At 72.0% G+C, this 22,430-nt stretch carries 18 protein-coding genes; 8 read left to right on the forward strand and 10 right to left on the reverse strand.

Annotated features, from left to right (window positions below; genetic code table 11):
- Positions 1–40: 40 nt before the first annotated feature.
- Positions 41–2,077: a prolyl oligopeptidase family serine peptidase gene (locus OG206_RS29225; protein ID WP_327121333.1), complete on the reverse strand. Its 2,037-nt coding sequence runs from the start codon at positions 2,075–2,077 to the stop codon at positions 41–43.
- Between the two features lie 122 nt (positions 2,078–2,199).
- Here OG206_RS29225 and OG206_RS29230 point away from each other — a divergent pair, with 122 nt between their 5' ends.
- Positions 2,200–2,694 (forward strand): hemerythrin domain-containing protein, encoded by a 495-nt coding sequence (locus OG206_RS29230; RefSeq protein WP_327121335.1) that lies wholly within the window; start codon positions 2,200–2,202, stop codon positions 2,692–2,694.
- A 182-nt stretch (positions 2,695–2,876) separates the two neighbouring features.
- Here OG206_RS29230 and OG206_RS29235 read toward each other — a convergent pair whose 3' ends face one another.
- Both OG206_RS29235 and OG206_RS29240 read right to left on the reverse strand, forming a co-directional pair.
- Positions 2,877–4,226 (reverse strand): MFS transporter, encoded by a 1,350-nt coding sequence (locus OG206_RS29235; protein ID WP_327121337.1) that lies wholly within the window; start codon positions 4,224–4,226, stop codon positions 2,877–2,879.
- 607 nt (positions 4,227–4,833) lie between these two features.
- On the reverse strand, positions 4,834–5,937 hold the full coding sequence (locus tag OG206_RS29240) for an alpha/beta hydrolase-fold protein (RefSeq protein ID WP_327121339.1): 1,104 nt from the start codon (positions 5,935–5,937) through the stop codon (positions 4,834–4,836).
- 229 nt (positions 5,938–6,166) lie between these two features.
- Here OG206_RS29240 and OG206_RS29245 point away from each other — a divergent pair, with 229 nt between their 5' ends.
- Positions 6,167–6,379, forward strand: coding sequence for an MbtH family protein (locus tag OG206_RS29245; protein ID WP_327121341.1), 213 nt, complete (start codon positions 6,167–6,169; stop codon positions 6,377–6,379).
- A 258-nt stretch (positions 6,380–6,637) separates the two neighbouring features.
- On the opposite strand, the gene OG206_RS32645 is transcribed toward OG206_RS29245, so the two are convergent.
- Positions 6,638–6,715, reverse strand: coding sequence for a 50S ribosomal protein bL37 (locus OG206_RS32645; protein WP_371604899.1), 78 nt, complete (start codon positions 6,713–6,715; stop codon positions 6,638–6,640).
- Positions 6,716–7,112: 397 nt separating this feature from the next.
- Here OG206_RS32645 and malX point away from each other — a divergent pair, with 397 nt between their 5' ends.
- Both malX and OG206_RS29255 read left to right on the forward strand, forming a co-directional pair.
- Positions 7,113–8,747: a maltose/glucose-specific PTS transporter subunit IIBC gene (malX, locus tag OG206_RS29250; protein ID WP_327121343.1), complete on the forward strand. Its 1,635-nt coding sequence runs from the start codon at positions 7,113–7,115 to the stop codon at positions 8,745–8,747.
- A complete protein-coding gene (locus OG206_RS29255) occupies positions 8,744–9,961 on the forward strand; it encodes a MalY/PatB family protein (RefSeq protein WP_327121345.1) in 1,218 nt (405 codons plus the stop codon). The genes malX and OG206_RS29255 overlap by 4 nt, the downstream gene beginning before the upstream one ends.
- Before the next feature lie 93 nt (positions 9,962–10,054).
- Here the strand turns inward: OG206_RS29255 and OG206_RS29260 are convergent, their stop codons facing one another.
- The 5 genes from OG206_RS29260 to OG206_RS29280 all read right to left on the reverse strand — a co-directional run bounded on the left by OG206_RS29260 (position 10,055) and on the right by OG206_RS29280 (position 16,795).
- Positions 10,055–11,257 (reverse strand): MFS transporter, encoded by a 1,203-nt coding sequence (locus OG206_RS29260; protein ID WP_327121347.1) that lies wholly within the window; start codon positions 11,255–11,257, stop codon positions 10,055–10,057.
- A gap of 80 nt (positions 11,258–11,337) precedes the next feature.
- Positions 11,338–13,335 carry an ABC transporter ATP-binding protein gene (locus tag OG206_RS29265; RefSeq protein WP_327121349.1) on the reverse strand — a complete coding sequence of 666 codons (1,998 nt, stop codon included), beginning with the start codon at positions 13,333–13,335 and terminating at the stop codon, positions 11,338–11,340.
- A gap of 319 nt (positions 13,336–13,654) precedes the next feature.
- On the reverse strand, positions 13,655–14,452 hold the full coding sequence (locus tag OG206_RS29270) for an SDR family NAD(P)-dependent oxidoreductase (protein WP_327121351.1): 798 nt from the start codon (positions 14,450–14,452) through the stop codon (positions 13,655–13,657).
- 142 nt (positions 14,453–14,594) lie between these two features.
- On the reverse strand, positions 14,595–15,710 hold the full coding sequence (locus tag OG206_RS29275) for a polyprenyl synthetase family protein (protein WP_327121353.1): 1,116 nt from the start codon (positions 15,708–15,710) through the stop codon (positions 14,595–14,597).
- Positions 15,707–16,795, reverse strand: a complete 1,089-nt coding sequence (locus OG206_RS29280; RefSeq protein WP_327121355.1) for a tetratricopeptide repeat protein — start codon at positions 16,793–16,795, stop codon at positions 15,707–15,709. The genes OG206_RS29275 and OG206_RS29280 overlap by 4 nt, the downstream gene beginning before the upstream one ends.
- A gap of 215 nt (positions 16,796–17,010) precedes the next feature.
- Between OG206_RS29280 and OG206_RS29285 the strand changes: the two genes are divergently transcribed.
- The gene (locus OG206_RS29285; RefSeq protein WP_327121357.1) at positions 17,011–17,976 is read left to right on the forward strand and encodes an aminoglycoside phosphotransferase family protein; all 966 of its coding nucleotides are present in this window, start codon (positions 17,011–17,013) and stop codon (positions 17,974–17,976) included.
- Positions 17,977–18,022: 46 nt separating this feature from the next.
- On the opposite strand, the gene OG206_RS29290 is transcribed toward OG206_RS29285, so the two are convergent.
- Positions 18,023–18,688 (reverse strand): DUF4232 domain-containing protein, encoded by a 666-nt coding sequence (locus OG206_RS29290; RefSeq protein ID WP_327121360.1) that lies wholly within the window; start codon positions 18,686–18,688, stop codon positions 18,023–18,025.
- A 225-nt stretch (positions 18,689–18,913) separates the two neighbouring features.
- Here OG206_RS29290 and OG206_RS29295 point away from each other — a divergent pair, with 225 nt between their 5' ends.
- From OG206_RS29295 to OG206_RS29305, 3 genes are all read left to right on the forward strand, one after another.
- A complete protein-coding gene (locus OG206_RS29295; protein WP_327121362.1) occupies positions 18,914–20,053 on the forward strand; it encodes a PP2C family protein-serine/threonine phosphatase in 1,140 nt (379 codons plus the stop codon).
- A gap of 67 nt (positions 20,054–20,120) precedes the next feature.
- A complete protein-coding gene (locus OG206_RS29300; RefSeq protein WP_327121364.1) occupies positions 20,121–20,675 on the forward strand; it encodes an NUDIX hydrolase in 555 nt (184 codons plus the stop codon).
- A 168-nt stretch (positions 20,676–20,843) separates the two neighbouring features.
- Complete coding sequence (locus tag OG206_RS29305) at positions 20,844–22,400, forward strand: MFS transporter (protein WP_327122436.1); 1,557 nt, start codon at positions 20,844–20,846, stop codon at positions 22,398–22,400.
- The last annotated feature ends 30 nt before the right edge of the window (positions 22,401–22,430 follow it).

Below are 22,430 nucleotides of genomic sequence, written 5' to 3' on the forward strand. Positions count from 1 at the left end.
AGGGGGCCGGGCGGGGGGCCGGCCCCCCGCCCGGCCTTCGTCAGGGAGCGGCGGGCGGATCCCCCGGTGCCAGGTGCTGCCGGAGGAAGGTGTGCACCAGTGCATGGTTGTGAGCGGCCTGTTCGTTGTCCGACGCGCCCGCGTGGCCGCCGCCGACGTTCTCGTGGAACAGGACCGGCAGGCCGAGTTCGCGCATGCGCGCGGCCGTCTTCCGGGCGTGCCCGGGGTGGACCCGGTCGTCGCGGGTGGACGTCTTCAGCAGGACCGGCGGGCAGGGGAGTCCCGCCGCCAGCCGGTGATAGGGGGAGGTTTCCCGCAGGTGGACGCGATCGGCCTCGTCGTCGGGATCGCCGTACTCCGCGATCCAGGACGCGCCCGCCAGGAGCTTGTGGAAGCGCAGCATGTCCAGCAGCGGGACGTCCGCGACGACGGCCCCGAACAGCTCCGGGTAGCGGGTGATCATCGCGCCCATGAGCAGTCCGCCGTTGCTGCCGCCCTCGGCCCCGAGCATGGCGGGCGTGGTGATGCCACGGGCGACGAGGTCGGCGGCGACCGCGGCGAAGTCCTCGAACGCCCGGTGCCGGTCCGCGCCGAGCGCGGCCCGGTGCCACGTCGGGCCGTACTCCCCGCCGCCCCGGATGTTCGCGATCACGTACGTACCGCCGTACTCCAGCCAGCCCCTGCCCGTCACCGCTCCGTAGTACGGCGTGAGCGAGACCTCGAACCCGCCGTAGCCGTAGAGCAGGGTGGGACCCGGCCCGCCATCGGCGGGGCCGATCACGAAGTACGGCACCCGCGTGCCGTCCTCGGAGACCGCGAAGTGCTGAGCCACCCGCAGGCCGGCCGCGTCGAAGCGTGCCGGAGCCTGCTTGAGGATCTCCATCCCGCCCCCGGTCTCACCGTGGTAGAGCGTGGAGGGCTGCAGGAACCCGGACACGTCGAGGAAGAACTCGTCCGACACGTCGGGGTCCGTGTCCACGACGGTCGCGTCGGACAGAGCCGGCACCTCGGCCAGCGGACTGCGGGCCCACGCGCCGTCGGAGGCCGGGGTGAGCACCTCGATGTGAGTGCTCACGTCGCGCATCGTCGTCAGGATCAGATGGTGACGGGTCCATGAGTGGCCGGCCAGGGCCGTGCGCTCGTCCGGGGTGAACAGCACCTGCGCGGTACGGTCGCCCGCCCGGAACGCGTCGAAGTCGAACACCAGCAGCGAGCCCGCCGGCCGGCCGAGCCAGGCGGACTTCAGCGTGACGACGAGATACCCGCGATGGGCGTACGCGGCGGCGTCGTCGGGAACGTCGATCCGCTCCGGTGTGCCGTCCGCGCCCAGCAGGTGAAGCTCACCGCGGTGGAAGTCCAGCGTCCGCACGACGAAGTCCCGCTCGAAGCCGGGGGTGCTGTCGTGCCAGCCGCCGGCCGAGACGTCACCCGCGTCCCCCTCGAAGACCACGGGGGCCTCGTCCAGCGGCGTCCCGCGCCGCCACCTGCGCACCGTGCGCGGATAACCGGAGTCGGTCAGCGAACCCGGCCCGGTGTCCGTACCGACGAAGACGGTGTCGGCGTCGATCCAGCCGATCCGCGTCTTCGCCTCCGCCACCCGGAAGCCGTCCTCGACGAACTCCAGGCTGCCGAGGTCGAACTCGCGCACCACGACCGCGTCGCCGCCGTCGCGCGACAGGCTCAGCAGCGCGCGGTCGTGGCCGGGATCGCGGACGCGTGCGCCCGCCCACACCCACTTCTCGCCCTCGGCCGACGCGAGCGCGTCGAGGTCGAGGAGGACCTCCCACTCGGGCGCGTCCTTGCGGTACTGCTCCAGCGTCGTACGCCGCCACACGCCGCGCACCCGCGTGGCGTCCCGCCAGAAGTTGTAGAGGTGCGCGCCCCGCCGGGTGGTGTACGGGATGCGGTCCGACGCGTCCAGCACGTCCCGCAGGCGTGTTCTCAGCGCGGCGAAGCCGTCGCCGACGGCCAGCGCCGCCTCGGTCTCCGCGTTCCGCCGGGCCACCCACGCGAGAGCGGCCTCCCCCTCGACGTCTTCCAGCCACAGATACGGGTCCTGATCAGTCACACGCTGCATTGTGCAGGCCGGGACGGCCCGGGACCACATCGCGTCCGGCTCCGGGCACGCCGACCACGGCCCTGCTTGCCCGCCCTTCCCGGGGGTAGCAGCGAAGCACCGTCCAGAAGAAGGAGCGTGTGGTGTCCGAAGCGCATGACGTGGTAGCCGAGATTCTTGCGGACCATCGCAGCATGGAGGAGCTGCTGCGGCGGATGAGGAGTGTCGAGGAGGACCGGCGGGCGGCTCTGAACGACTTCGCCGCGCTCCTGATCGCCCATGGCGAGGCGGAGGAGGCCGAGGTGTACCCCGCGCTCAAACGGTTCCGCGGCGTGGACAACGAGGAGATCGAGCACGGGGAGGAGGAACACCACGAGGGAAACGAGGCGCTCCTCGCCCTGATGGAAGTCCGGGACGTCGGCTCCGACGAGTGGGACGAGAGGCTGGAGGAACTGGCGAAAGCGATCACGCACCACCTCGACGAGGAGGAACGCACGATCCTCAACGGTGCCCGGGAGAACGTGCCGGACGAGCGCCGCGCCGAACTCGCCGCCGTCTTCCTCCGCGACCGGGAGAAGCACCTGAAGACCGGCTGCGGCAGCATCGACAATGTTCGCGCGGTCGTACGGGCCCACTGAGGTCCGCGGCTGTGCGCGGACCGCTCCGGGGAGGCCGATCGGGGCCCGCCCGTGGCCGTGGCTCCTCCCGACGGCACAGGTGGAGGGCGGTGCGTCGATCGCCGGTGCACCGCCCCCGCCGACGGACGTGACGCCTGAGCGGCGCCGGAACCGGGGCGGCTGCGGCTTCGCCCCCGACCGTCCTACCGGCCGGAAGAGCCTTCCGAACCGACGCCGGCCCGGACGCGGTCACCCGGAGAACGGGTGTCCGGGAGGGACGCGGAGTCACTGGAAACCCGGGCCCGGGCCCCGGGGAGGGACACGGAGTCGTCTGCCAGTGCAGATCCGGCCGGCTTGCGCCGGGTCCCGGCCGCGTGCAGCGCGAGCACGACCACCGCGAGGCCGAGGAAGCCGAACCCGCCCGCGATCGCCCCTGACCAGCCGTAAGCGGCGAAGAGTGCCCCTGCGACCGCCGTCCCGGTGGCGCCACCGGCGAACACCGAGAACATGTACAGGGTGTTGATCCGGGCGCGGACCTCGGGCCCGGCGGTGAAGACGCGGACCTGGTTGGCGATCTGGCCACTCGTCGTGCCGAAGCCCAGCAGGTTGACGCCGATGAACAGGGCGACCAAGGAGTCGCCGGCGATCAGGAACAGGGCGAGGGCCAGTGCCACTGCGGTGAGCGAGGCGGCGTTGACGACCGTCGGCCCCCACCGGTCGGCCATCCGGCCCGAGTACCGGGCGGCCAGCGCGCCGGGGACGGCGGCGATTCCGAAGAGCCCGACCGCGGCGGCCCCGAGTCCTATCGGCTGCTCGGTGAGGTGGAAGGCCAGTACGGCCCAGAAGCCCGAGAAGGCGGCGAAGACGAGTCCGCCCAGCGCTGCCGAGATGCGCAGTGCGGGGTAGCGCGGGAAGAGGGCCGGCAGAGACCTGAGGAGCCGGCGGTAGCCCAGGGTCTCACCGGTCCCCTGTCCGGCCTTGGCGGGCATGTACCGGGGGAGGATCAGGAGCAGGGCCGCTGTGGCGACTGCCGAGAAGAGGAATCCTGCCCGCCATGTTCCTGTGATCTCGGCGAGGACGCCGGAGACGCTGCGGGAGACCAGCGCACCCAGCGTCAGTGCGGTTCCGATCGCTCCGAGGACACGGCCTGCCTGCCCCTTCGCGGCCATGGCCACGGCGGTGGGCATGATCACTTGGGGGATCACGGTCGTGGCGGACAGGATCAGGGCCGCAAGGCTCAGCAGTGTGATCGAGGGCGCGAACGCTCCGGCGACGAGTGCCAGCGTGGTCACCGTGAGCAGGACGGCGGACAGCCGCCGCAGCTTGGCTCCGTCGGCCAGGGGGACGATCGCCACGATGCCCAGGGCGTAGCCGATCTGGCCGGCGGTCGCCACGAGACCGGCGGCCGCGGCGGAGATGTGAAAGCTACGGGCGATCTGCTCCAGCAGGGGCTGCGTGAAGTAGATGTTCGACACGGTCACGGCGGTGGCAGCGGCGAAGACGGGAATGGTTCCGCGCTTTGCGTTCGGCATGGCGGCTGCTGCTGTGGTCACGATTTCCTCTCTGCGAAGATCGGCTGGAGTGGCGGGCACCTGCCTCGGACAGTCCCGCGCGGGACTGGGCAGTGCACCCGTGGGGCTCCGGCCGGCACACGGGGCCGGCCCGGGGACGGACACGACGGCTCGAGCGAACGTCCCGGCGCTTCAGCCCGTGGCTGACGCGTATCGCCGTGGGCTCGGAGCCGTGAGCCTCGGGCGGGAGGTGACGGGGTCGGTGGTGAGGGACGGCCGCGGCTTGTGGAGTATTTTCGTCATCCACATTGAGGATGATGCACCTCATCCAAAATGGCAAACGGTCCCGCCCGGACACTGGTGTGATCTGCACGATTTGGGCCATGCCCACCGTCACACCGCACGGATCGGCTCGGACCGGAACCCCGCGAGCCATCCGGACCGTCCCGGCCCACCCCGGCCGGGCCCCGCCTGGAGGTACGCCTCGCCATGCCGAGGGGGCAGGCGCTGAGGGGCGTCGGTGAAGATCGCGCCCGCGCCGTCCGGCAGCCGGGTGGTCCCCGGACGCCCATAGGGGCGCGCCGGATCGTGCGGTGGCAGGCCTTCGGGATGACCGCCACCGCACGAGGCCGCCGAAGGTGACGGAGGGCTACCGGGCCAGTGCCCAGGCCACGTCCCGGAGCAGGGCGTGCCGCCAGCCCGCACGGTCGTGCTCCGACGGCGAACGGGAAACCCTGACCGCCGCCCCGGCTCGCCCGGCCAGACTCTCGACCAGCTCGCAGTGGGGCAGCATCCGCGTCTCGTGTTCCCCCGCGTCGAACGCGATTCGGAGACCGGTCAGGTCGGGGCTCTCCCGCAGCCGGGCAGCCACGGCTCCACCGAGCGGCCCGGCGAGGGGGTCCGGGAGCTTCTCCGCCCCGGGCTCCCACCAGAAGGACCCCGACTGGCACGCGATCCGCGACACCAGGCCGGGGAACTCCAGTGCCGCGTACATCGCGCTCAGCCCGCCCAGGCTCTGCCCGGCGACCACCAGTGTGTCCGGGTCGGACGGCACGCCGGATCCCGCGACCAGCGGCAGCAGTTCGTCCCGGACGGCCTGCCACAGCTCGGGCCGGCAGCCGAACTCGGCCGCCCTGTCCTTGGCCGGCAGGAAGACGAGCGTGACAGGCGGCATCGCGCCGTCGGCCACGGCCGATTCGAACGCGGTCGTCGCGGGGTGCAGATACAGCCAGTCGTCCCCGTCGAGCAGCAGGACGACCGGACCCCCGCCGCCCACCGGGTGGACCCGTACGGTGCGCCGTCCGCCCAGGCGCTCCGAGGCCCAGCGCAGCCGTGTCGCAGGGAGGGGAAGGATGTCGTCGGCACCGACGGCGGGCCAGTGCGGCTGGGGCGGCACGTCCGGGGTCGAAGCGATGGACCGGTCGCCTCCCGCGCCGGCCGGATTGAAGGGGTCGGCGTACGCCTCGTCATCCGTGAGGAACTGATAGGTCACCCGGAGCCTGGCGGGCATGCGCACCTGCGCGTACCAGCAGTCCGTCTCCGCCCACCTGTGGAGCGGCACCGGGTCCGACCAGCTCTCGAAACCTATGCTCGCCGGAGATCCGCGACGGAGGAACAGTGTCAGCCAGCCGCCGCCCTCGGCGGGGACGGAGGCCGGCGCCCGCACCCCGTCCCAGAACGCCTCGCTGCCGGGCGTGCCGGACAGGCCGAACTTCGCGAAGGTGTGCTCCGCCCCACCGGCGAACGCGCTCATGACCGGGCCGTGCGGCGCGGCCGGGTCATCCGGTCGTGCGCGGCTGCCGGCTCGTTCGCGTCGCACCCGAAGGACGCCCATTCCGTCACCATGCGCATGAACATCTCCTTGTGAGGGCGAAGTTGAAAGGGTAGGCTCGCACCGATTAGGCGAGCCTAACCTAATCGCAACCCGTCCTTACGCGGCGGCCTCCCGGCCCCGTCCGCCGGAGCCGAGGAGGCAATCACCCATGAGCACCAACCCTTTTGACGACCCCGAAGGCCGTTTCCTGGTCCTGGTGAACGACGAGGGCCAGCACTCGCTCTGGCCGTCCTTCGCCGAGGTGCCGGGCGGGTGGACGACCGTCTTCGGCGAGAACACCCGAGAGGCGTGCCTGGACTTCGTCGAGGTCCACTGGACCGATCTGCGCCCCCGCTCCCTCGCAGCCGTCACGGACGCCTGACCGAGCAGGCGGAGCGCCACCGCCGGGTCCGAACCGGCGGAGCGGCCTCGCTGCGTCGCCTTCGCGCGGATGGGGTGTGTGGCGTCCCTGCGCGCACGCCGACGGTGATGTGCCCGGCTCGGGAGCGCTCGTGCCGCGCGTCGGGCGGGCTCCGGTCCCGGCCCGCGTGTGGGACCGTCGGCGGGGTGATGTGGCCGCGCCGGGCCCGGGGAACGCGTTCGGGGGGTGGCGCTGCCACCCCCCGTCGCCGGAGCGTCCTCAGGTCTGCGGACGGCTTCCGTGGTTCGCGCCGTTCTTGCGGCGGGCCTTCTTCTTGCGACGTCGCTTCGAGGACATCGAACCCTCCTCTTCGTGTTGTCTTTCATGAACCTTCCGCCGGATTGCCGCCTCCGGCGATCAAGGAGCCCCTTACCCGTCGAGGCGTCGGCAAACACCCGCGATGCCCGCACATGGGTGGCGTACGTCATGCGTGCCGCTGCTCCCTCACCGGGTGGGAAGATCGCCGCGCCCCGGTCATGAGCCTGCGTGACTCCATGGACAGCCGCCGACCTGCTGTGATGTGATCCGTGCGGCGAACGGGCCCTGTCCGGCGCCGGTCACCGGGCGATCCCCGGGTGCATCGGGCGAGGACGGCCCGACTCCTCTCGTCATGTCCTCCACCCTGCGCCGCGGGCCGCGCATCGCCACGGCGAGCGCCGGGGTGCGCCCCCCATGCCCCGAAAGTTCCGTACACATGCAGAAGACCAAAGCCGCTCTGTGGGAATTCCTCCAAGGGCTCGGCAAGACGTTCATGCTCCCCGTGGCCCTGCTCGCGTTCTGCGGCATCATCCTGGGCATCGGATCCTCGCTCTCCAGCGAGGCGGTCACCGAAAACCTCCCCTTCCTGAAGGCCGAGGGCTTCCACCTCGTCTTCACCTGGATGGCCAACACCGGGCTGGTCGCCTTCTCCTTCCTGCCCGTCCTCTTCGCGATGGCGATTCCGCTGGGGCTCGCGCGTGAGGACAAGGGGGTGGCGGCGTTCTCGGGTTTCGTCGGCTTCGCCGCCATGAACCTCGCGGTGAACTTCTACCTCACCGCGAAGGGCGTCGACCTCGAGGACGCCAAGGTGGTCGAGTACTACGGCATAGCCGATGTGCTGGGTGTGCAGTCCATCGATACCGGACTCCTCGGAGCTGTGGCCGTTGGCATCGTTGTCAGCCTCCTCCACCAGCGCTTCCGTGCGCAGCGCATGCCTGATGCGCTGGCCTTCTTCGGCGGTCTGCGCTTCGTCCCGATCGTCTCGGCCCTCGTCCTGAGCGTGCTCGGGCTGCTCATCCCCCTGGTGTGGCCGACCTTCAACGGATGGATCACCGCCGTCGGTCGCGGCATCGGGCACACCGGTGTCTTCGGGCCGTTCTTCTTCGGCATGGGGGAGGTGCTGCTGCGGCCGATCGGGCTGCATCACATCCTCGTGGCGATGTTCCGGTTCACGGACGTCGGCGGTTCGGGGACCGTCTGCGGTGACAGCGTCTCCGGCGCCCTGAACATGTTCTACGCGCACCTCGACTGCCCGGCCCCTCCGAACACCGCCGTCACCGACGCGACGCACTTCCTCTCCCAGGGCAAGATGGCCTCCTACCTGGGCGGCCTGCCGGGCGCCGCGCTCGCGATCTACCACTGCGCGAAGAAGGAGATGCGCCCGGAGATCAAGGCCCTCCTCGTGTCCGGCGTCGTCGCCTGCGTGGTCGGCGGGATCACGGAGCCCCTGGAGTTCCTGTTCCTGTTCGTCGCCCCGTGGCTGTACGCGATCCACGCGGTCCTCGTGGGGCTCGGCTTCCTGACGGCCGCGCTGCTCGGCGTCTTCATCGGGAACACCGACGGCAACGTCATCGACTGGCTGGTCTTCGGCGTCCTCCAGGGGACGACGACCAAGTGGTACCTCGTGCCGGTGATCGCGGCGGTCTGGTTCGCCGTGTACTACTTCCTGTTCCGCTGGGCCATCACCCGCTTCGACCTCAAGACCCCCGGCCGCGAGGACGAGCCCGAGCAGGACAGCGGGGAGGACGCGGAGCCCGACGAGCCGGCCGGATCCGCCGCGTCCGCCGGACGACCCGCGCCCGTGCGGGAACTGATCGCGGGGAAGTACGACGCGGTAGCCATCCTCGACGCGATCGGAGGGTCCGGCAACATCGAGTCCCTCGACAACTGCATCACCCGTCTGCGTATGACGGTGGCGGACGCCGAACTGGTCGACGGGGCCAGGTTGAAGAAGCTCGGCGCCGTAGGGGTCGTCACACTCGACGCCCACAACGTGCAGGTCGTCATCGGGCCGCAGGTCCAGTCGGTGAAGGACGCCATCGCCACCATGCTCCCGGTGGGCCGGTCATGACGGCCACCCCTTCCCGGGCGGCCGGGGAGGCCGGGCGGGCCCCGTACGCGTTCGACACGGCCGTGGACCGGCACGGCACCTGGTGCACCCAGTGGGACTACGTGGAGGACCGCTTCGGTGTACCCGGTCTGCTGCCGTTCACGATCTCGGACATGGACTTCGAGACGGCCCCGGAGATCAGGGCCGCGCTGCGGGGTCGCCTCGACCACGGTGTGCTCGGCTACTCGCGCTGGCGGCAGGAGGACTTCCTGTCAGCGATCGTGCACTGGTACGCCTCACGGCACTCGGCGTCCGTGGACCCCGGGTCGATCGTGTACGCCCCGTCCGTCATGTACCAGGTGTCCCAGCTGCTGCGCCTGTGGTCCCGGCCCGGCGACGGTGTGGTCGTCCACACGCCCATGTACGACGCCTTCCCCCGGACGGTGGCGGCGCACGGCAGGGAACTCCGTGAGTGCCCCCTCGACGACTGGGATGAGTTCGAGCGCCTCCTCGCGCTCCCCGACACGGCGGTGCTGCTGCTCTGTTCACCGCACAACCCGACGGGAAGGGTCTGGCAGGCGGACGAACTGGACCGGATGGCCGGGCTCTGCGCGCGGTACGGCGTGGCGGTCATCAGCGACGAGATCCACTCGGATCTGGCCCATGCCCCGCATGTCCACCGCACGTGGGTCGAGTACGGGGGTGACGGCCGCTGGGCGGTGGTCACCTCCGCGTCCAAATCGTTCAACATTCCTGCGCTGAACGGAAGTTACGGGATCATCCGCGACTCCGCCTCGCGCGAGGCGTACCTCCGGCAGCTCAAGGAGGCGGACGGCCTCTCCTCGCCGGCGGTGCTCTCGCTGGTCGGCCACATCGCCGCCTACCGGGAGGGAGCGCCGTGGCTGGACGCACTGCGCGACTATCTCGCGGGCAACCTCGCGATGGTCGCCGCCCGGCTCCGCGAGGCCTTTCCGCAGCTCGGCTGGGAGCCTCCGCACGCGGGGTATCTCGCCTGGATCGATCTGCGGCCGCTGGGCGCAGACGACGACGCACTGCAGCGCGAACTCGTCGAGGTGGAGAAGGTGGCCATCATGCCGGGTACGGCGTACGGCTCAGCCGGCCGGGTCCGGCTGAACGTCGGTTGCCCCCGCTCGAAGGCCGAGGCCGGGGTGGACGCACTGGTGAGGGCGCTGCGACGGCTCACCTCGGTGGAGGAGGTGCCGGACCCGGCCTGAGGGCCCGGGGCGGCCGGACGGGGCTGTGGGCGTTCGACCGTGCGCGGGGCGCCGGGTGCCGTCAGGAGCCGGACGGGGCACGGGCGTTGCGCATCAGGCCGCCGGTCTGCGCACGGCGTACGCCCCCGCCCCGGCCGCCAGCAGGATCACGCAGCCCGTGAAGACCAGGCCGGCCTCGCGCAGCCCGAGCCAGGTGGCGAGCGCCCCGACGCCCACCACCGGCACCGAGATGCCGGTGTAGGCGACGACGAAGAAGGCCGAGATCGTGCCGCCGCGGTGCTCCGGCGGCGCCGCGCCGCTGACCAGCGTGAGTGCGGCGCGGAAGGCCAGGCCCTGGCCCGTACCGCCGCACAGGGCACCGAGGACGAGCAGGAGCAGGGACTCGGCGACGAGCGAGGACGCCACGAGCAGCAGGCCCACGATGAGGATGCCGCACCCGGTGGGGAGCGCGTGGCGGGCGCTGATCCATTGCGTCAGGGACTGCCCGAAGGTCGACGCGAGGAACACCGAGAACACCACGGCGCCGGACACCGCGAGGTTGTGCACGTCGAGCGTCTGCGCGGCGAAGCTCGGCGCGACCGCCGTGAAAAGCCCGAGCAGCGCGAAGCCCGCGAACGCCGCCACCGAGGCGGACGCGAACACCCGTTTCACCTCCGGCGGCACCGCCACCCCTTGAGGAGTCAGCCGCGGCCACCGCTTCGGAGTCTTCACCGTCTCGGGCAGGAGCCAGATGATCGCGGACGCGACGGCCACGAGTCCCAGGTGGACCCAGAACGGCAGGGACAGCGGCCGGGAGCTGTACTGCGCGATGAGGCCGGAGAGCAGCGGGCCGCAGCCGAGGCCGCCCATGTTCGCCGCTGTCGCCGCGAACCCCGCCCGTGCCTTCTGCCCGGGGCCGGCCAGCTCGATGACGGCCGCGGTCGCCGCACCGCTGAGCAGACCGGCCGCGCACCCGGACAGCACCCGCCCCGCGAAGAGCAGTGGCAGGCCCCTCTCCAGCAGGAAGCACCCGGCACTCGCCGCCGACAGTGCCATCGCGCACAGCAGAACCGGCCTCCGGCCGACCACGTCCGAGTAGTTCCCCGCCACCAGGAGGACCGTGATGACCGCCAGCGCGTACACCGCGAAGACGATCGTCACCAGCAGCTCGGAGAATCCGATCTGCTCCTGGTACAGGCCGTACAGCGGTGTGGGCAGGGTGGTTCCGGCCATTCCGACGGCGAAGACCACAGCCGCCGCCGCGTAGCCCGGCCGCCGGCCACCGGCCGTGGTCTTTCCGTTCTCGCGCACGTTCACGCAGGTCACCCTACGAGCGGCACCTCGCTGCGGCAGTCCCCCGCACCGCTCGGCGCGCCGCCCCAAGCAAACGCGCCCGGTCACCGCTCCGTGGGGTGTCCGGCCGGGCCGCCCGGACGTGGCACAGCGCCACGGGGCTCCGGGGCGTACTGCGCGGCCTGCGTGGTGAACATGGCGGCGTAGCGCCCCCGGGCAGCCATGAGTTCGTGATGGCTGCCCTGCTCGGTGAGGCGGCCCCGGTCGAGTACGTAGATGGTGTCCGCCTCCCGGACACCGGACATGCGATGGGTCACGAGGACGACCGCCCTGTCCGGTCCGGCCAGCCGGCGGACCGCGTCGAAGGCGGCGATCTCGGCCTCGGGGTCGAGGGCCGAGGTGGGTTCGTCGACGATGAGGACGCTGTCCGCCCGGCCGGTCACCGTGCGCCAGTGGGTGCGGGCCAGCCCCAGCTTCTGCCATTCGCCACCCGAGAGCTCGGAGGCCCCGCGGAAGACGCGGGCCAGAAGACTGTCCAGGCCGCGGGGGAGTTTCGCGAGCACCGGGGAGGCTCCCGCGTAGTCGACCGAGGGCCGCAGGTCCTGGTGTCCTGCGTGCCGGTGAGGGCGCCCGATGCGGATGTTGAGGCCCGCGGTCACCGGCCACCGCTGGAAGTCCTGGGTGAGCAGCGCCACCCGGTCGAACACCTGTGAACGGTCGAGGGCGGACAGCTCCGCCGAGCCCCAGCGCACCGTGCCGCTCTGCGGGAGCAGCAGCCCGGCGAGCACCTTCATCAGTGTGCTCTTGCCCGAGCCGTTCTCACCCACGACGGCCGTCACCGATCCCATGGGAAGGGCCATCGAGACGCCGTCCAGCGCCGGGTCGTCGCGTTCCGGGTAGCGGTAGGTGACCTTGTCCAGCACGATCTGCCCCACCCGCTCCGGCAGGTCCTCCCCGTCATCGGGGATCGACCTTCGCGCGGCCCCGGCCAGGAACCGGTCGTGGTCCCGTACGTAGAGGCTCTCCTCGTGCAGCTGGTTGATGTTCATGACCAGGGCACCCAGGCCCGCCGACCCCGACCGCACGGCGATCACCGCGGTCCCGGCGACGGCCAGACCCATGTGGCCGGTCATGATCAGCCAGAGCATCACGCCGTAGGTGCAGGTCGTCGCCAGGCCGGACAGCGCGGCGGCCGCCAGCTCCGTCATCGCCTTCCCGTTCGCCAGCCGCTTCTGCTCGGCCTCGGCGCTCAGGGCCATGACGCGGTACTTGTCGAGGAGGAAGGAGCCGACGCCGTGGATCCGGACCTCCTGGGCCGCGCTGCGCTCCGTCAGCAGATTCCCGATCAGGCGGCCGGCGCGGATGTGCTCCACCCACGTCATCACCGACACGTAGCGCTGCTGGGCCACCCTCATCGCACCCCAGCCACGAGGCGCCGCGATCAGCAGCAGCATCGGGAGCAGGGCCGGGTGCAGGACGGTCAGGATGCTCGCCGTCGCGACCAGGGAGATGGTGCCGTTCAGCGCGGCCACGCACGCCCCGATCATGCGCCGTGCCGACGCCGCACCGTACTGGGCCACGTCGATCAGCCGACGGAACTCCGGGTCCTCGATGGCCTCCAGCTCCACCACCGTCGCCGCGGCCAGGTACTCGGTGGTCGCGATCCGTTCGACCAGCGGCTCCAGGCGGCCGGCCCGGGAAGTGGAGAGCCCGGCGAGACCGGCGTTGGCCACGGCGACGCCGGCGGCGACGACCAGGGCGGGCACCGCGGCGCGCAGCCTGTCGGCCGGGTCCCCGCCGCCGAGCAGGGCGTGCATGACGGAATTGACCGCCAGGAGGCCCACGGCCGCGGCGACGCCCTGCCCCACTTCACTGACGCCGACGACGAGGAGCGCCGGCCGGTCGGCGGCCCACGCCCGGCGCAGTGTGCTTGCCACCAGGCGGGGCATCGCCCTGATCGCCGAGAGCATCGTGAGCTCCAGCCGGGCACTCTCGTGCTCGGAGAAGCCCATGTCGTAGCGCAACGGTCCGCCGAACAGCTCCTGTTCGGCCTCGGAGACCGTCGGCTCGAGCGCCCGGACCCGTCGGAACAACTTCCTCAACTGCCGCCTCCTCGGGTGAGGTCCGGTGAGTTCAGCACCGGGTACGAAGGGTCCTCGGCAGGCTGCGGACGACCGCCTCCTCTCATCGGACGCCCCGCCGCGGGACGGTTCCCTCTGCCCGTAGACGATCCCCGGCGCGAGCCTCGGAGACCAGACGGCCGAGCACGCCCGCCGAAGCGAAGCGGGCAACAGGGGGGCGCGCGGGGGGTGCGCGGCACGTGGCCGCGGGGCGACCGACGGGACGGCGGCCCGGTGGAGTGCGACTCGGCGGCGCCGCCCGTGGGAGGTGAACGGACGCAGAAGCCGGCCTGTCCGGGGATCAGGCGTCGCGCCATCCTCCGTCGACGCGCAGGGTCGTGCCGTTGATGTACCCGGCCCCGGCGCCCGCGACGAATGCCACCAGCCGGGCGTAGTCTCCGGGCCTGCCTATCCGCCCGGAGTCGTTGGGTGCCAGGTTGTCGACGACATGCGGTTCGATCTCGTCCCAGGTGTCGCCCCAGCCCTTCTCCCGGCCGAGCCCGGTGAGCATCTTCTGGGTGGCGGGGACGAGGATGCCGCCCGCCGCAACCGCGTTCGACGTGACGCCGGTGCGCGCCAGCTCGCGGGCGAGCGAGGCCGCGAGGTTGTCCCTGGCGGCGTTGGACGCGGCGTAGTGGGGCTGACTCGCCTGGGGCAGGTGTCCCGTGACGCTGCTGATCTGGATCACCCGCCCCCAGCGGCGTTCCCGCATGGCCGGCACGAACCGCTGGATCATGCGTACGCCGGCGATGACGTTGACGTTGTAGATGTCCGCCCACTCGGAGGGCGACGTGCCGCCCCAGTCGGCGGCGGGATCGTAGACACCGGCGTTGTTGACCAGGATGTCCACCGGCCCGCCGGCGAGCGCCGCCGCCGCGACCGCGTCCGCTCCGGCGTCCGTCCCGATGTCCCCGATGGCCACGGTGGCGCTACCGCCCGCTCCGCGGACGGCCTTCGCGACCGCCTCGGCCCTCGCCTCGTCCCGCCCGTGCACCACGACGGCCGCTCCCTCGGCCGCCAACTGCTCCACGATCTCCGCGCCGAGGCCCGCGCTCGACCCCGTGACGAGCGCTCGCCTGCCTTGCAGTTCCAGGTTCATCGCACTGTTCCCCTTCTTCCGGACGATTCACGACGGCGGCCCGCTCCGGAATCACGGAGTGCGGGGCGCTTCTGCGTCCAAGGTGCGGCAAACAAAATGGACCGGCAAGTCCATAAAGTGGGTGCCACCGTGCCTGCCCGGGTCACACCGTGCGGTGAAGCAGGAAACCCAGCAGTCCCTCCGCCTCGCGCGCGGCCTCGGGGGCGAGGGGCACGCTGCGCAGGCAGGCCCGGGCGGCGTCGAGGTGGCGGCGCGCCTCCGCCACCGTGGCGGTGCGGCCGCCGCACGCCTCGACCAGTGCTGCGGCGTCCTTCGCGCGCTCCCCGTCGAGGCGACGCGAGGATGTCAGGAGCGCGAGGAGGTTCCCGGAGTGGACCGTGTCCGCGGCGAGCGCCGCCAGCACGGGGTAGGTCTTCTTGTGCTGCCGCAGGTCGCTGTGCACCGGTTTCCCCGTCACCTCGGGGTCGCCCCAGATGCCGAGCAGATCGTCGACGGCCTGGAAGGCCACCCCCAGGTGACGCCCCGCCAGGTCGAGCGCGGTGACCGTCCGGGCGGGAGCCCCGCCCAGCTGAGCGCCGAGCGCCGCCGCGCAGCCCAGCAGGGTCCCCGTCTTGAGTTCCGCCATGGCCCGGTACTCCGCGGGCCGGACCACCTCGGGACCCGTCCACGGGCGGGACTCGAAGAGCAGGTCCTCCGCCTGGCCGCGCACCAGTTCGCCGAGTGTCTCCGACAGGCGTCCGACAAGCGCGCCCGCACGGGGACCCGGCACCTCGGCGAGGGTCTGCACGGCGAGTGCGAGGAGCGCGTCGCCCGCGAGCACGGCGGGCCCTGTACCGTACGCCTTCCACACCGTCTCCCGCCGGCGCCGTGTGACGTCCCCGTCCATGATGTCGTCGTGCATCAGCGAGAAGGCGTGGACCAGTTCGACCGCGACCGCGCCGGGGACGGCGCTCTCCCCGGGAGCGCCGACGGCCTCGGCGCACAGCACGGCGAGAGCCAGACGGACACCCTTGCCCTCGGAGGACGGATCCCTCGGCGCGCCCCCGGCCTCGCACCAGCCGAGCGAGAAAGCCGCCATCTCGCCGGTCCACGGATGGAGCCGCCCTATCGCGGCGGACAACGCGGGGCGTACCAGCGCACGGCAACGGGCCAGTGTGCGCCGGGCGTCGACCCCGGGCGCCGGAGGCGTGGTGTCCGAGCAGCCGGTGACCGCCCGGGGGGTCGCGTTCCCTGCCCGCGCGGTCGTCGGGGAGCTCATCGCGCCGTCGCTTCCTCGACGCGCCTGTCCTCGCCCGGGAAGGGGCCCACCCCCAGCTCGTCCGTCGCCCTGTCGACCATGTCCCGTGCGTGCCGCAGGCCGATCCTGTCCAGGGTCCGGCGCAGGTCGGCCAGTTCGACGGCCGTCTCGGCCGGATTCCGTCCGAGCCGGGCCAGCGACTTGGCCAGACCGAGCCTCGCGAGCGCGGTGCCGCGCGGTTCGTTCATCTCCCGGAACCCCGCGAGAGCCTGCGCGTAGTCGTCCCGGGCCTGCGCGTACCGCCCGGCCCGGTAGCGCACGTTGCCGCGCATCTTGAGGTTGTACGCCAGCGCGCTGGACAGATTCATCTCACGGCACACCGACTCGGCCTCGGCGAGCAGGGCCAGCGCGCGGTCCACGTCTCCATCGCGCACGGACACCACGTCGGCGATTCCCCGCAGCGCCCATGCCCGCCCCCGACGGTCGTCGGCCCGGCCCGCCGTGTCGGCCGCCTCCTCGAAGAGGGCCAGCGCCCGGTCGTACGAGCCGGTGTTCCGGTGCATCTGGGCGATGCCCTCCAGCGCCCACACCGTGTGCCTGGCCTCTCCGCGCCTTCGTGCCTCGGCCAGCAGCTGTTCGTGCAGTTCACCGACGGCCTGGTAGTCGCCCTGGATGCGTCCGGTCTCCGCGAGACCGGCCAGCGAGTAACCCCGCACGACCACATCACCCCCGCGTTCGCCGAGTTCCGCCGCGAGCCCGAGCAGCCGGTAGGCCAGGGCGAGCGAGCCCCTCTGCCGGGCGAGCGTGCCACCGCTCCACAGTGCCCATGCCATCGCCCCGGTGTCCCCGGCCGAGCGCGCCGCGCGGTAACTCGCCTTCCAGGCGCGGTCGGCGTCCGCCACGCGCCCCAGCCGCCGGTACGCCTCCGCCACGGCCAGTCCGCAGCGCGCCACGTCCACCGGCTGCCGCGCCCGCTCTGCCGCCCGCAGCTCCTCGACGCCCTTCGCCAGTACGTCGGTGAGCGAGGAGTTCACCGACAACGAGCCGAGCGCTCCCTGGTATTCGGGGGCGAACGCCTTGTCCGTCGGTCGCTGCTGCTGAGTCACCGGTGTCACCTGTTCCACTCGCCCGTCCTCGGAATCCGTCGTCCCGGCGGTGGTCGGCCGCCGGGACGATCACGACGGTACGAAGCGGCGCGGGGTAGCCGAATCCCTCCCCGTACGGGTCCTGCGCGTGGTACCTGAGTGCCACCGGGAGGGGGTCGGTCTCGTCAGCGCGACGGACGACGGAGCGCCGGCGTCCGGTCGCCCCGCCTCGCCAAGTGACCGCGTCGCACCGGCTGATACGGTCGGTCACCGGTGACGGCGAACGGGGCGCGGTGGACACGACCGAGGTGACGCCCGAGGTCCGGGAGCGGCTCGTCGTGCGTTTCGGACCGGCGGTGCTCGGCTGGTGCGACCGGCTGCCGACGCTGGTGGAGCGGCTGTCCGCTCACTGGGGTCTGGACGTCCGCGAGGCGGGCGGCGGCGGGACATCCCGCGTCTTCCGCTGCACCCGGCGGGAGGACGGAAGCACCGTCCGGCTGAAGCTGACCCCGGATCCCTTCATCGCCGCCGAGGAGGCCGAGGCACTGGCGGCCTGGGCCACTTCGACGTCCGTCGTCACCCTCCTGGCGGAGGACCTGGGGAGCGGGGCACTGCTCCTGGCGGAGGTCCGGCCCGGAACACCGGTGCAGCAGTCGGGCTGGAGCCTGCCGCAGGTGGGTGTCCTGCTGCGTGAGCTGCGGATGCCCGCGCCGGTCCCGCGGAGGGGTTCGGTGCTGCGGCCGCTCGCCCGCCGAGTGGAGTTCCTGTTCGAACTGACCGGTCGCAGACTGGCACACGCCCGCTCGGCCGGCGCGTACCGTGCGCTCGACCGGACCGTGCTCGAACGGTCACGCGAAGCCGCCCTGCAGCTCGCGGACAGCGGCGCCGCGGGACTCGTGCACGGGGACCTGCACCCGGGCAACGTGCTCACGGGCCCTGAGGGCCGCGCCGTCGCGATCGACCCCCGGCCGGTGCTCGGCGATCCCGACTTCGACGCCGTGGACTGGGTACTGGCGGGAGCCCGGGAGATGGCCGGACTCAAGGCCAGGATCGAAAGGCTCGCGAGGCTGGTCCCCGGCCAGTCACCTGACCGCGTACTGGCCTGGTGCCGTGCCCTTGCCGTGCTGGAGGCGGTCCCAAGGCTCCGCACGGGGCAGGACGACCCGACAACCCGCTTTCTGCTGAGTCTCAGCCGCCCCTGAACGGTCGGCGCGACGCCCCGGCGTGCGGCCCGTGCCGGAGCGCGTGCTACTTGCCCGAGCCGACCGGCTCCACCGTGATGCGCGGCGTGGAGTCCGAACCCGCGGGGATGCCGACGGAGAGGGGCATGCGGTGTGCGTGCGTCTCGTTCGGCGGTGTCACGACCGCCGAGGTGAACGTGACACCGGTGCCGCCGCTGTGGTCCGGCGGGAAGTGCACGGGGAAGTCGGTGACCTCCCCGGGTGCCAGTGTGACCACCGGAACAGGCCGGTTCCCGCGCGCCGCGCTCACGGTGCCGTCCTTGCTCTTCAGGTCCACGCCTGGGAATCCGTGCATCGTGCAGGAGGAGGAGCCGGCGTTCTTCAGGTTGATCAGTACCTCGCCCTCCGCCATTCCGCCGGAGCTGCCGAACGTCAGCTGCGAGGTCCGGCAGAAGCCGCCCTCGGGGGCCGATGAGCCGTCGGCCGAGGCGGACGCCTGCGCGTCTCCGGCCTCGGGCGCCCGGCTCCCGGGAGCGGCGGCGCCACTCGGGTCTCCGGGACTCGGGCTCTCCGCGCCACCCGGGCTCCCGGAGGCGCTCGGGCTCGCCGAGGCGCCGGCGGACGACGACTTCGCCGACGCGCCCGAGTGCGCGCTGCCATCGGCGCAGGCGGTGAGCGAAAGGGCCGCCGTGACCGCGGCGACGACGACGGCGGAAGTCTTCTGAAGGTGCATGAGTTCCCCTCGGTGAGGCATCGGCTGCTCCGTACGAGCACGTGCATGCCTTATACACGCGATTCTGCCGCAGGTGGCTGCCCGCCGGTCGGAGATCACTCCGTACGGAGGGACATCTGCGGCCCGCCACCACAGAGGGCTCGTGCCCGCCGGGCTCCCCGCCATGTGCGTCGAACGGCGGTTCGCCCGGATGCGGAGGGCCGCGCCAACGGGCAACGTGGGGGAGTGCCGCACCCGCCGAGAACCCAGTGGATCCCCGTAGGCCTGATCGTGCTGGCCGTGGTGATCGACCTGGTCACCCCGCACGACGTCACGTCCGCTCCGCTCCTGATAGCGGCGCCGGTCGCCGCCGCGCCGCTCTTCGGGGTCCGCGGGATCATCGGGGTCGGTGTGACGGCGATGATCGTCCACGCGTTCCTCGCACGCCTCGACGGCACCTTCGGCTGGCGGGCGGGCCTGGCCAACCAGATCACCCTGGCGGCGGTCACCGCTCTCGCCGTACTGATCCACCGCACGCTGCGCACGCAGGACGCCCGCGCGAGGCGGGCGCAGCACGTCGCCGCCGTCGCCCAGCACGCCGTGCTGCCCAGGCCGCCGTCACGCCTGGGTGACCTGCACATCGACGCGCGGTACGTGCCGGCCGAGAGCGAGGCCCTGATCGGAGGCGACCTGTACGTGGTGCAGAGCACCCCGTTCGGGATCCGCGTCATGGTCGGCGACGTACGGGGCAAGGGGCTCGGTGCGGTCAGCGCCGTCAGCGCGGACCTCGGCGCCTTCCGGTACGCGGCGGACGAGGCCGAGGACCTCCCGCAGTTGGTCACGAGGCTGGAACGGGCGCTCCTGCGTGAAGGCGGCCGCCGCGGCGGCCAGCAGCAGGCCGAGGGATTCACCACGGCGCTCATCGTGGAGTTCTCCGCCGACCTGGAAACCGTACGCCTGGTCAACCGCGGCCATCCGCCCCCCGTGCTTCTGGACGCCAGAGGCCGGGCCACCCTGCTGGACGCCTCCGAGGAGGCCCCACCGCTCGGTATGAGCGACCTCGGCGTCTGGTCCGCCCCGGTGGACAGCCACGCCTTCCCGGCCGGTTCCACCCTGCTCTGCTACACCGACGGCATCACCGAGTCCCGGGACGCGGCCGGAGCTTTCTACGACCCCGTCGCCCGTCTGCCCCTCGCCCTCGGACACCGGACACGCTCCGGGGGCCACCTCGCGCCCGGACAGATCCTGGACGCCCTGATCCAGGACGTCAGGCGGCACATCGGAGGCCGGCCCAAGGACGACCAGGCCCTCCTCGCACTGCACCGCGCCCACGCCGGACGCGAACCCCCGCCGTACCGGCCCGCCCCGGCCGCCGCTCCTGGGTGAGGGTCCGGCCGGGCGGCCGAGCGATCCGACCCGTTTGTCCTGCTGCGGGATGGACATGATCCCGGTCGTGACGGAGAGTCCTGACGCACTGACATGGGCGCTGAAGAGCGAGCGCCCCGAGCCGGCCGGCTACCTGACGGTGAGCTGCCGTACCTATGTCCAGCCCGACGGCAAGGATTCCCGGTGGGACATCCTGCACGGTTCACCGACGGTCGCCCTCGTCGCGTTCACGGAGGACGGCCGGGGCGTTCTCGTACGCCAGTTCCGCCCCGGACCCGGCAAGGTCCTGGCGGAACTCCCGGGCGGCATGGTCGAGCCCGGTGAGGACGTCCTGCACGCGGCGGCACGCGAACTGCTCGAGGAGAGCGGATACCGTGCGGGGACGCTGGAGGTCTTCATGAGGACGTACCTGGCGTCCTACGCGACCCACGTGCGTTACGGGGTGCTGGCGCGCGACTGCCGGAAGGTCGCCGAACCCACACCCGACGCCGAGGAGTTCGTCGAGCCGTTCACCCTGGAGCGGGACGCGTACGTCGCCCATCTGCTCGGGGGCGAGTACACCGACGCGGACATGGGCCACGCCGGACTCCTCGCGGCCGGACTGCTCGTCAGGAAGGACTGAGCCACCGCCTCCGCCGGACCGGGCGGCCCGTCCTGATGTGCGCGGAGTTCGCGTCCGGCTCACACTCGGATCATGCGCAAGCACAGCGGTCCTCCGGGGCGCGGCAAGGACCCCGCCGGATCCCGGGCCGGACAGGGCACGGCCAACCAGACCCTCACCCTCGCCGCGATGCTGTTCGCCGTGTCGATGACGTTCATCGACCAGACGATCGTCTCCATCGCCGCGCCGAGCATCATCGACGAACTCGGTCTCTCGTCGTCGGGGATGCAATGGGTCGTCAACGCCTATCTGCTCTCCCTGGCAGCCTTCTTCGCACTCGGCGGGCGCTTGGCCGACATCATGGGCCACCGCCGGGTGATGCTGACCGGCACGCTCGTCTTCGTCGTCTCCTCCGTGCTCTGTGGATGTGTCCCCACCGGTGGATACGCCCAGAGCTGGCTGATCGTCTTCCGCGCCACCCAGGGGCTCGGCGCGGCACTGATGTTCCCCGCCGCTCTCGCCGTCGTCATCTCCGTCTTCCCGGTCGAGAGACGGGGACGGGCGCTGGCGCTCTTCTTCGGCCTGTCGGGTGCGCTCACCGCCGTCGGGCCGCTGCTCGGCGGCTGGCTGACGGACTGGACATGGCGCGCGATCTTCTGGGTGAACGTACCGGTCGCCGTTGTCGCGCTGGTCCTCGTCGCCCTGGCCCACATCCCCGAGGAACGCAGGCGCGAGAGACTCGACGTACCCGGGGCGGTCCTCGTCGCCGTCGGGATGGGGCTGAGCGTGCTCGGCTTCCAGCAGGCCTCGGCGTGGGGCTGGAGCAGCGCCGCCACCTGGGCCTGCATCGTGGGCGGCCTCGTCGTCCTGGCGGTGTTCTGCCGGTACGAGCTCGGGGTGGCGGAGCCGCTCATCACCCTGCGGGTCTTCCGCGACCGGGCGTTCACCGTCGACTCCCTCGTGCTGTTCTTCGCGATGACGGCGTTCGTCCCCGTCTTCTTCTTCGCCTCCGTCTACGCGCAGGTCTCCCTGAGCGCCTCACCGAACCAGGCCGCGCTGTACCTCCTGTACTTCTTCATCGGCTTCGGGATCGCGTCCCAGTGGGGCGGCCGGATCCTGGACAGCCGCGGAGCCCGCCCGGCGATGAAGCTGGGGACGGCCCTCGGCGCGGCGGGCTTCGCCCTGTGGGCGGGCAAGCTGACTGACCTTTCGATCCACGACCAGTGGCCGTACGCCGCGCTCGCCGGTGCGGGCATCGGCTTCCTCCTCGCCCCCGCCTCCACCGACGCGGTCAACCGGTCGATCGGCGCGTCGTACGGCGAGGTCACGGGCATCACCCAGACCGTGCGCAACTACGCGGCCAGCATCGGCATCGCCGTGTTCGGCACCGTCCTGACGCACGTCACCACCGACAAGGTCGTCGAGACCCTCACCTCGAAGGGTGTGCCGTCCGGACCCGCCCGTGAAGCGGCCCGGTCCGTCGCGGAGGCGGTCACCGGACAGGCGGACGCGAAGGAGCCGGGCGGCGACGGGCGGATCGCCACCCTGATGCGGGACTCGATGGACGCCGTCAGGATGGACTTCGCCGAGGCCAACCAGCGGGTCTTCTACGGGATGGCCATCGCACTCGCCATCGCCTTCCTGTGTTCGCTGTGGCATCCGGGGACCCGGGTCACGGGAGAAACCGCCACGGACGGGACCGTCACCCCGGCCCCCGACCCGCAACGGGAACGGAACGGCGGCTGACGGCGCGCTCCGCTTCATCGCTCCCGGTGA

Source organism: Streptomyces sp. NBC_01341 (genome assembly GCF_035946055.1).
GTDB lineage: Bacteria > Actinomycetota > Actinomycetes > Streptomycetales > Streptomycetaceae > Streptomyces.

Coding starts and splice junctions, on each gene's coding strand:
- OG206_RS29255 (WP_327121345.1), top strand. CDS start 8,744: ATGACGGCCACCCCTTCCCGGGCGGCCGGGGAGGCCGGGCGGGCCCCG.
- OG206_RS32645 (WP_371604899.1), bottom strand. CDS start 6,715: ATGTCCTCGAAGCGACGTCGCAAGAAGAAGGCCCGCCGCAAGAACGGC.
- malX (WP_327121343.1), top strand. CDS start 7,113: ATGCAGAAGACCAAAGCCGCTCTGTGGGAATTCCTCCAAGGGCTCGGC.
- OG206_RS29275 (WP_327121353.1), bottom strand. CDS start 15,710: ATGAGCTCCCCGACGACCGCGCGGGCAGGGAACGCGACCCCCCGGGCG.
- OG206_RS29245 (WP_327121341.1), top strand. CDS start 6,167: ATGAGCACCAACCCTTTTGACGACCCCGAAGGCCGTTTCCTGGTCCTG.
- OG206_RS29305 (WP_327122436.1), top strand. CDS start 20,844: ATGCTGTTCGCCGTGTCGATGACGTTCATCGACCAGACGATCGTCTCC.
- OG206_RS29270 (WP_327121351.1), bottom strand. CDS start 14,452: ATGAACCTGGAACTGCAAGGCAGGCGAGCGCTCGTCACGGGGTCGAGC.
- OG206_RS29225 (WP_327121333.1), bottom strand. CDS start 2,077: ATGCAGCGTGTGACTGATCAGGACCCGTATCTGTGGCTGGAAGACGTC.
- OG206_RS29290 (WP_327121360.1), bottom strand. CDS start 18,688: ATGCACCTTCAGAAGACTTCCGCCGTCGTCGTCGCCGCGGTCACGGCG.
- OG206_RS29240 (WP_327121339.1), bottom strand. CDS start 5,937: ATGAGCGCGTTCGCCGGTGGGGCGGAGCACACCTTCGCGAAGTTCGGC.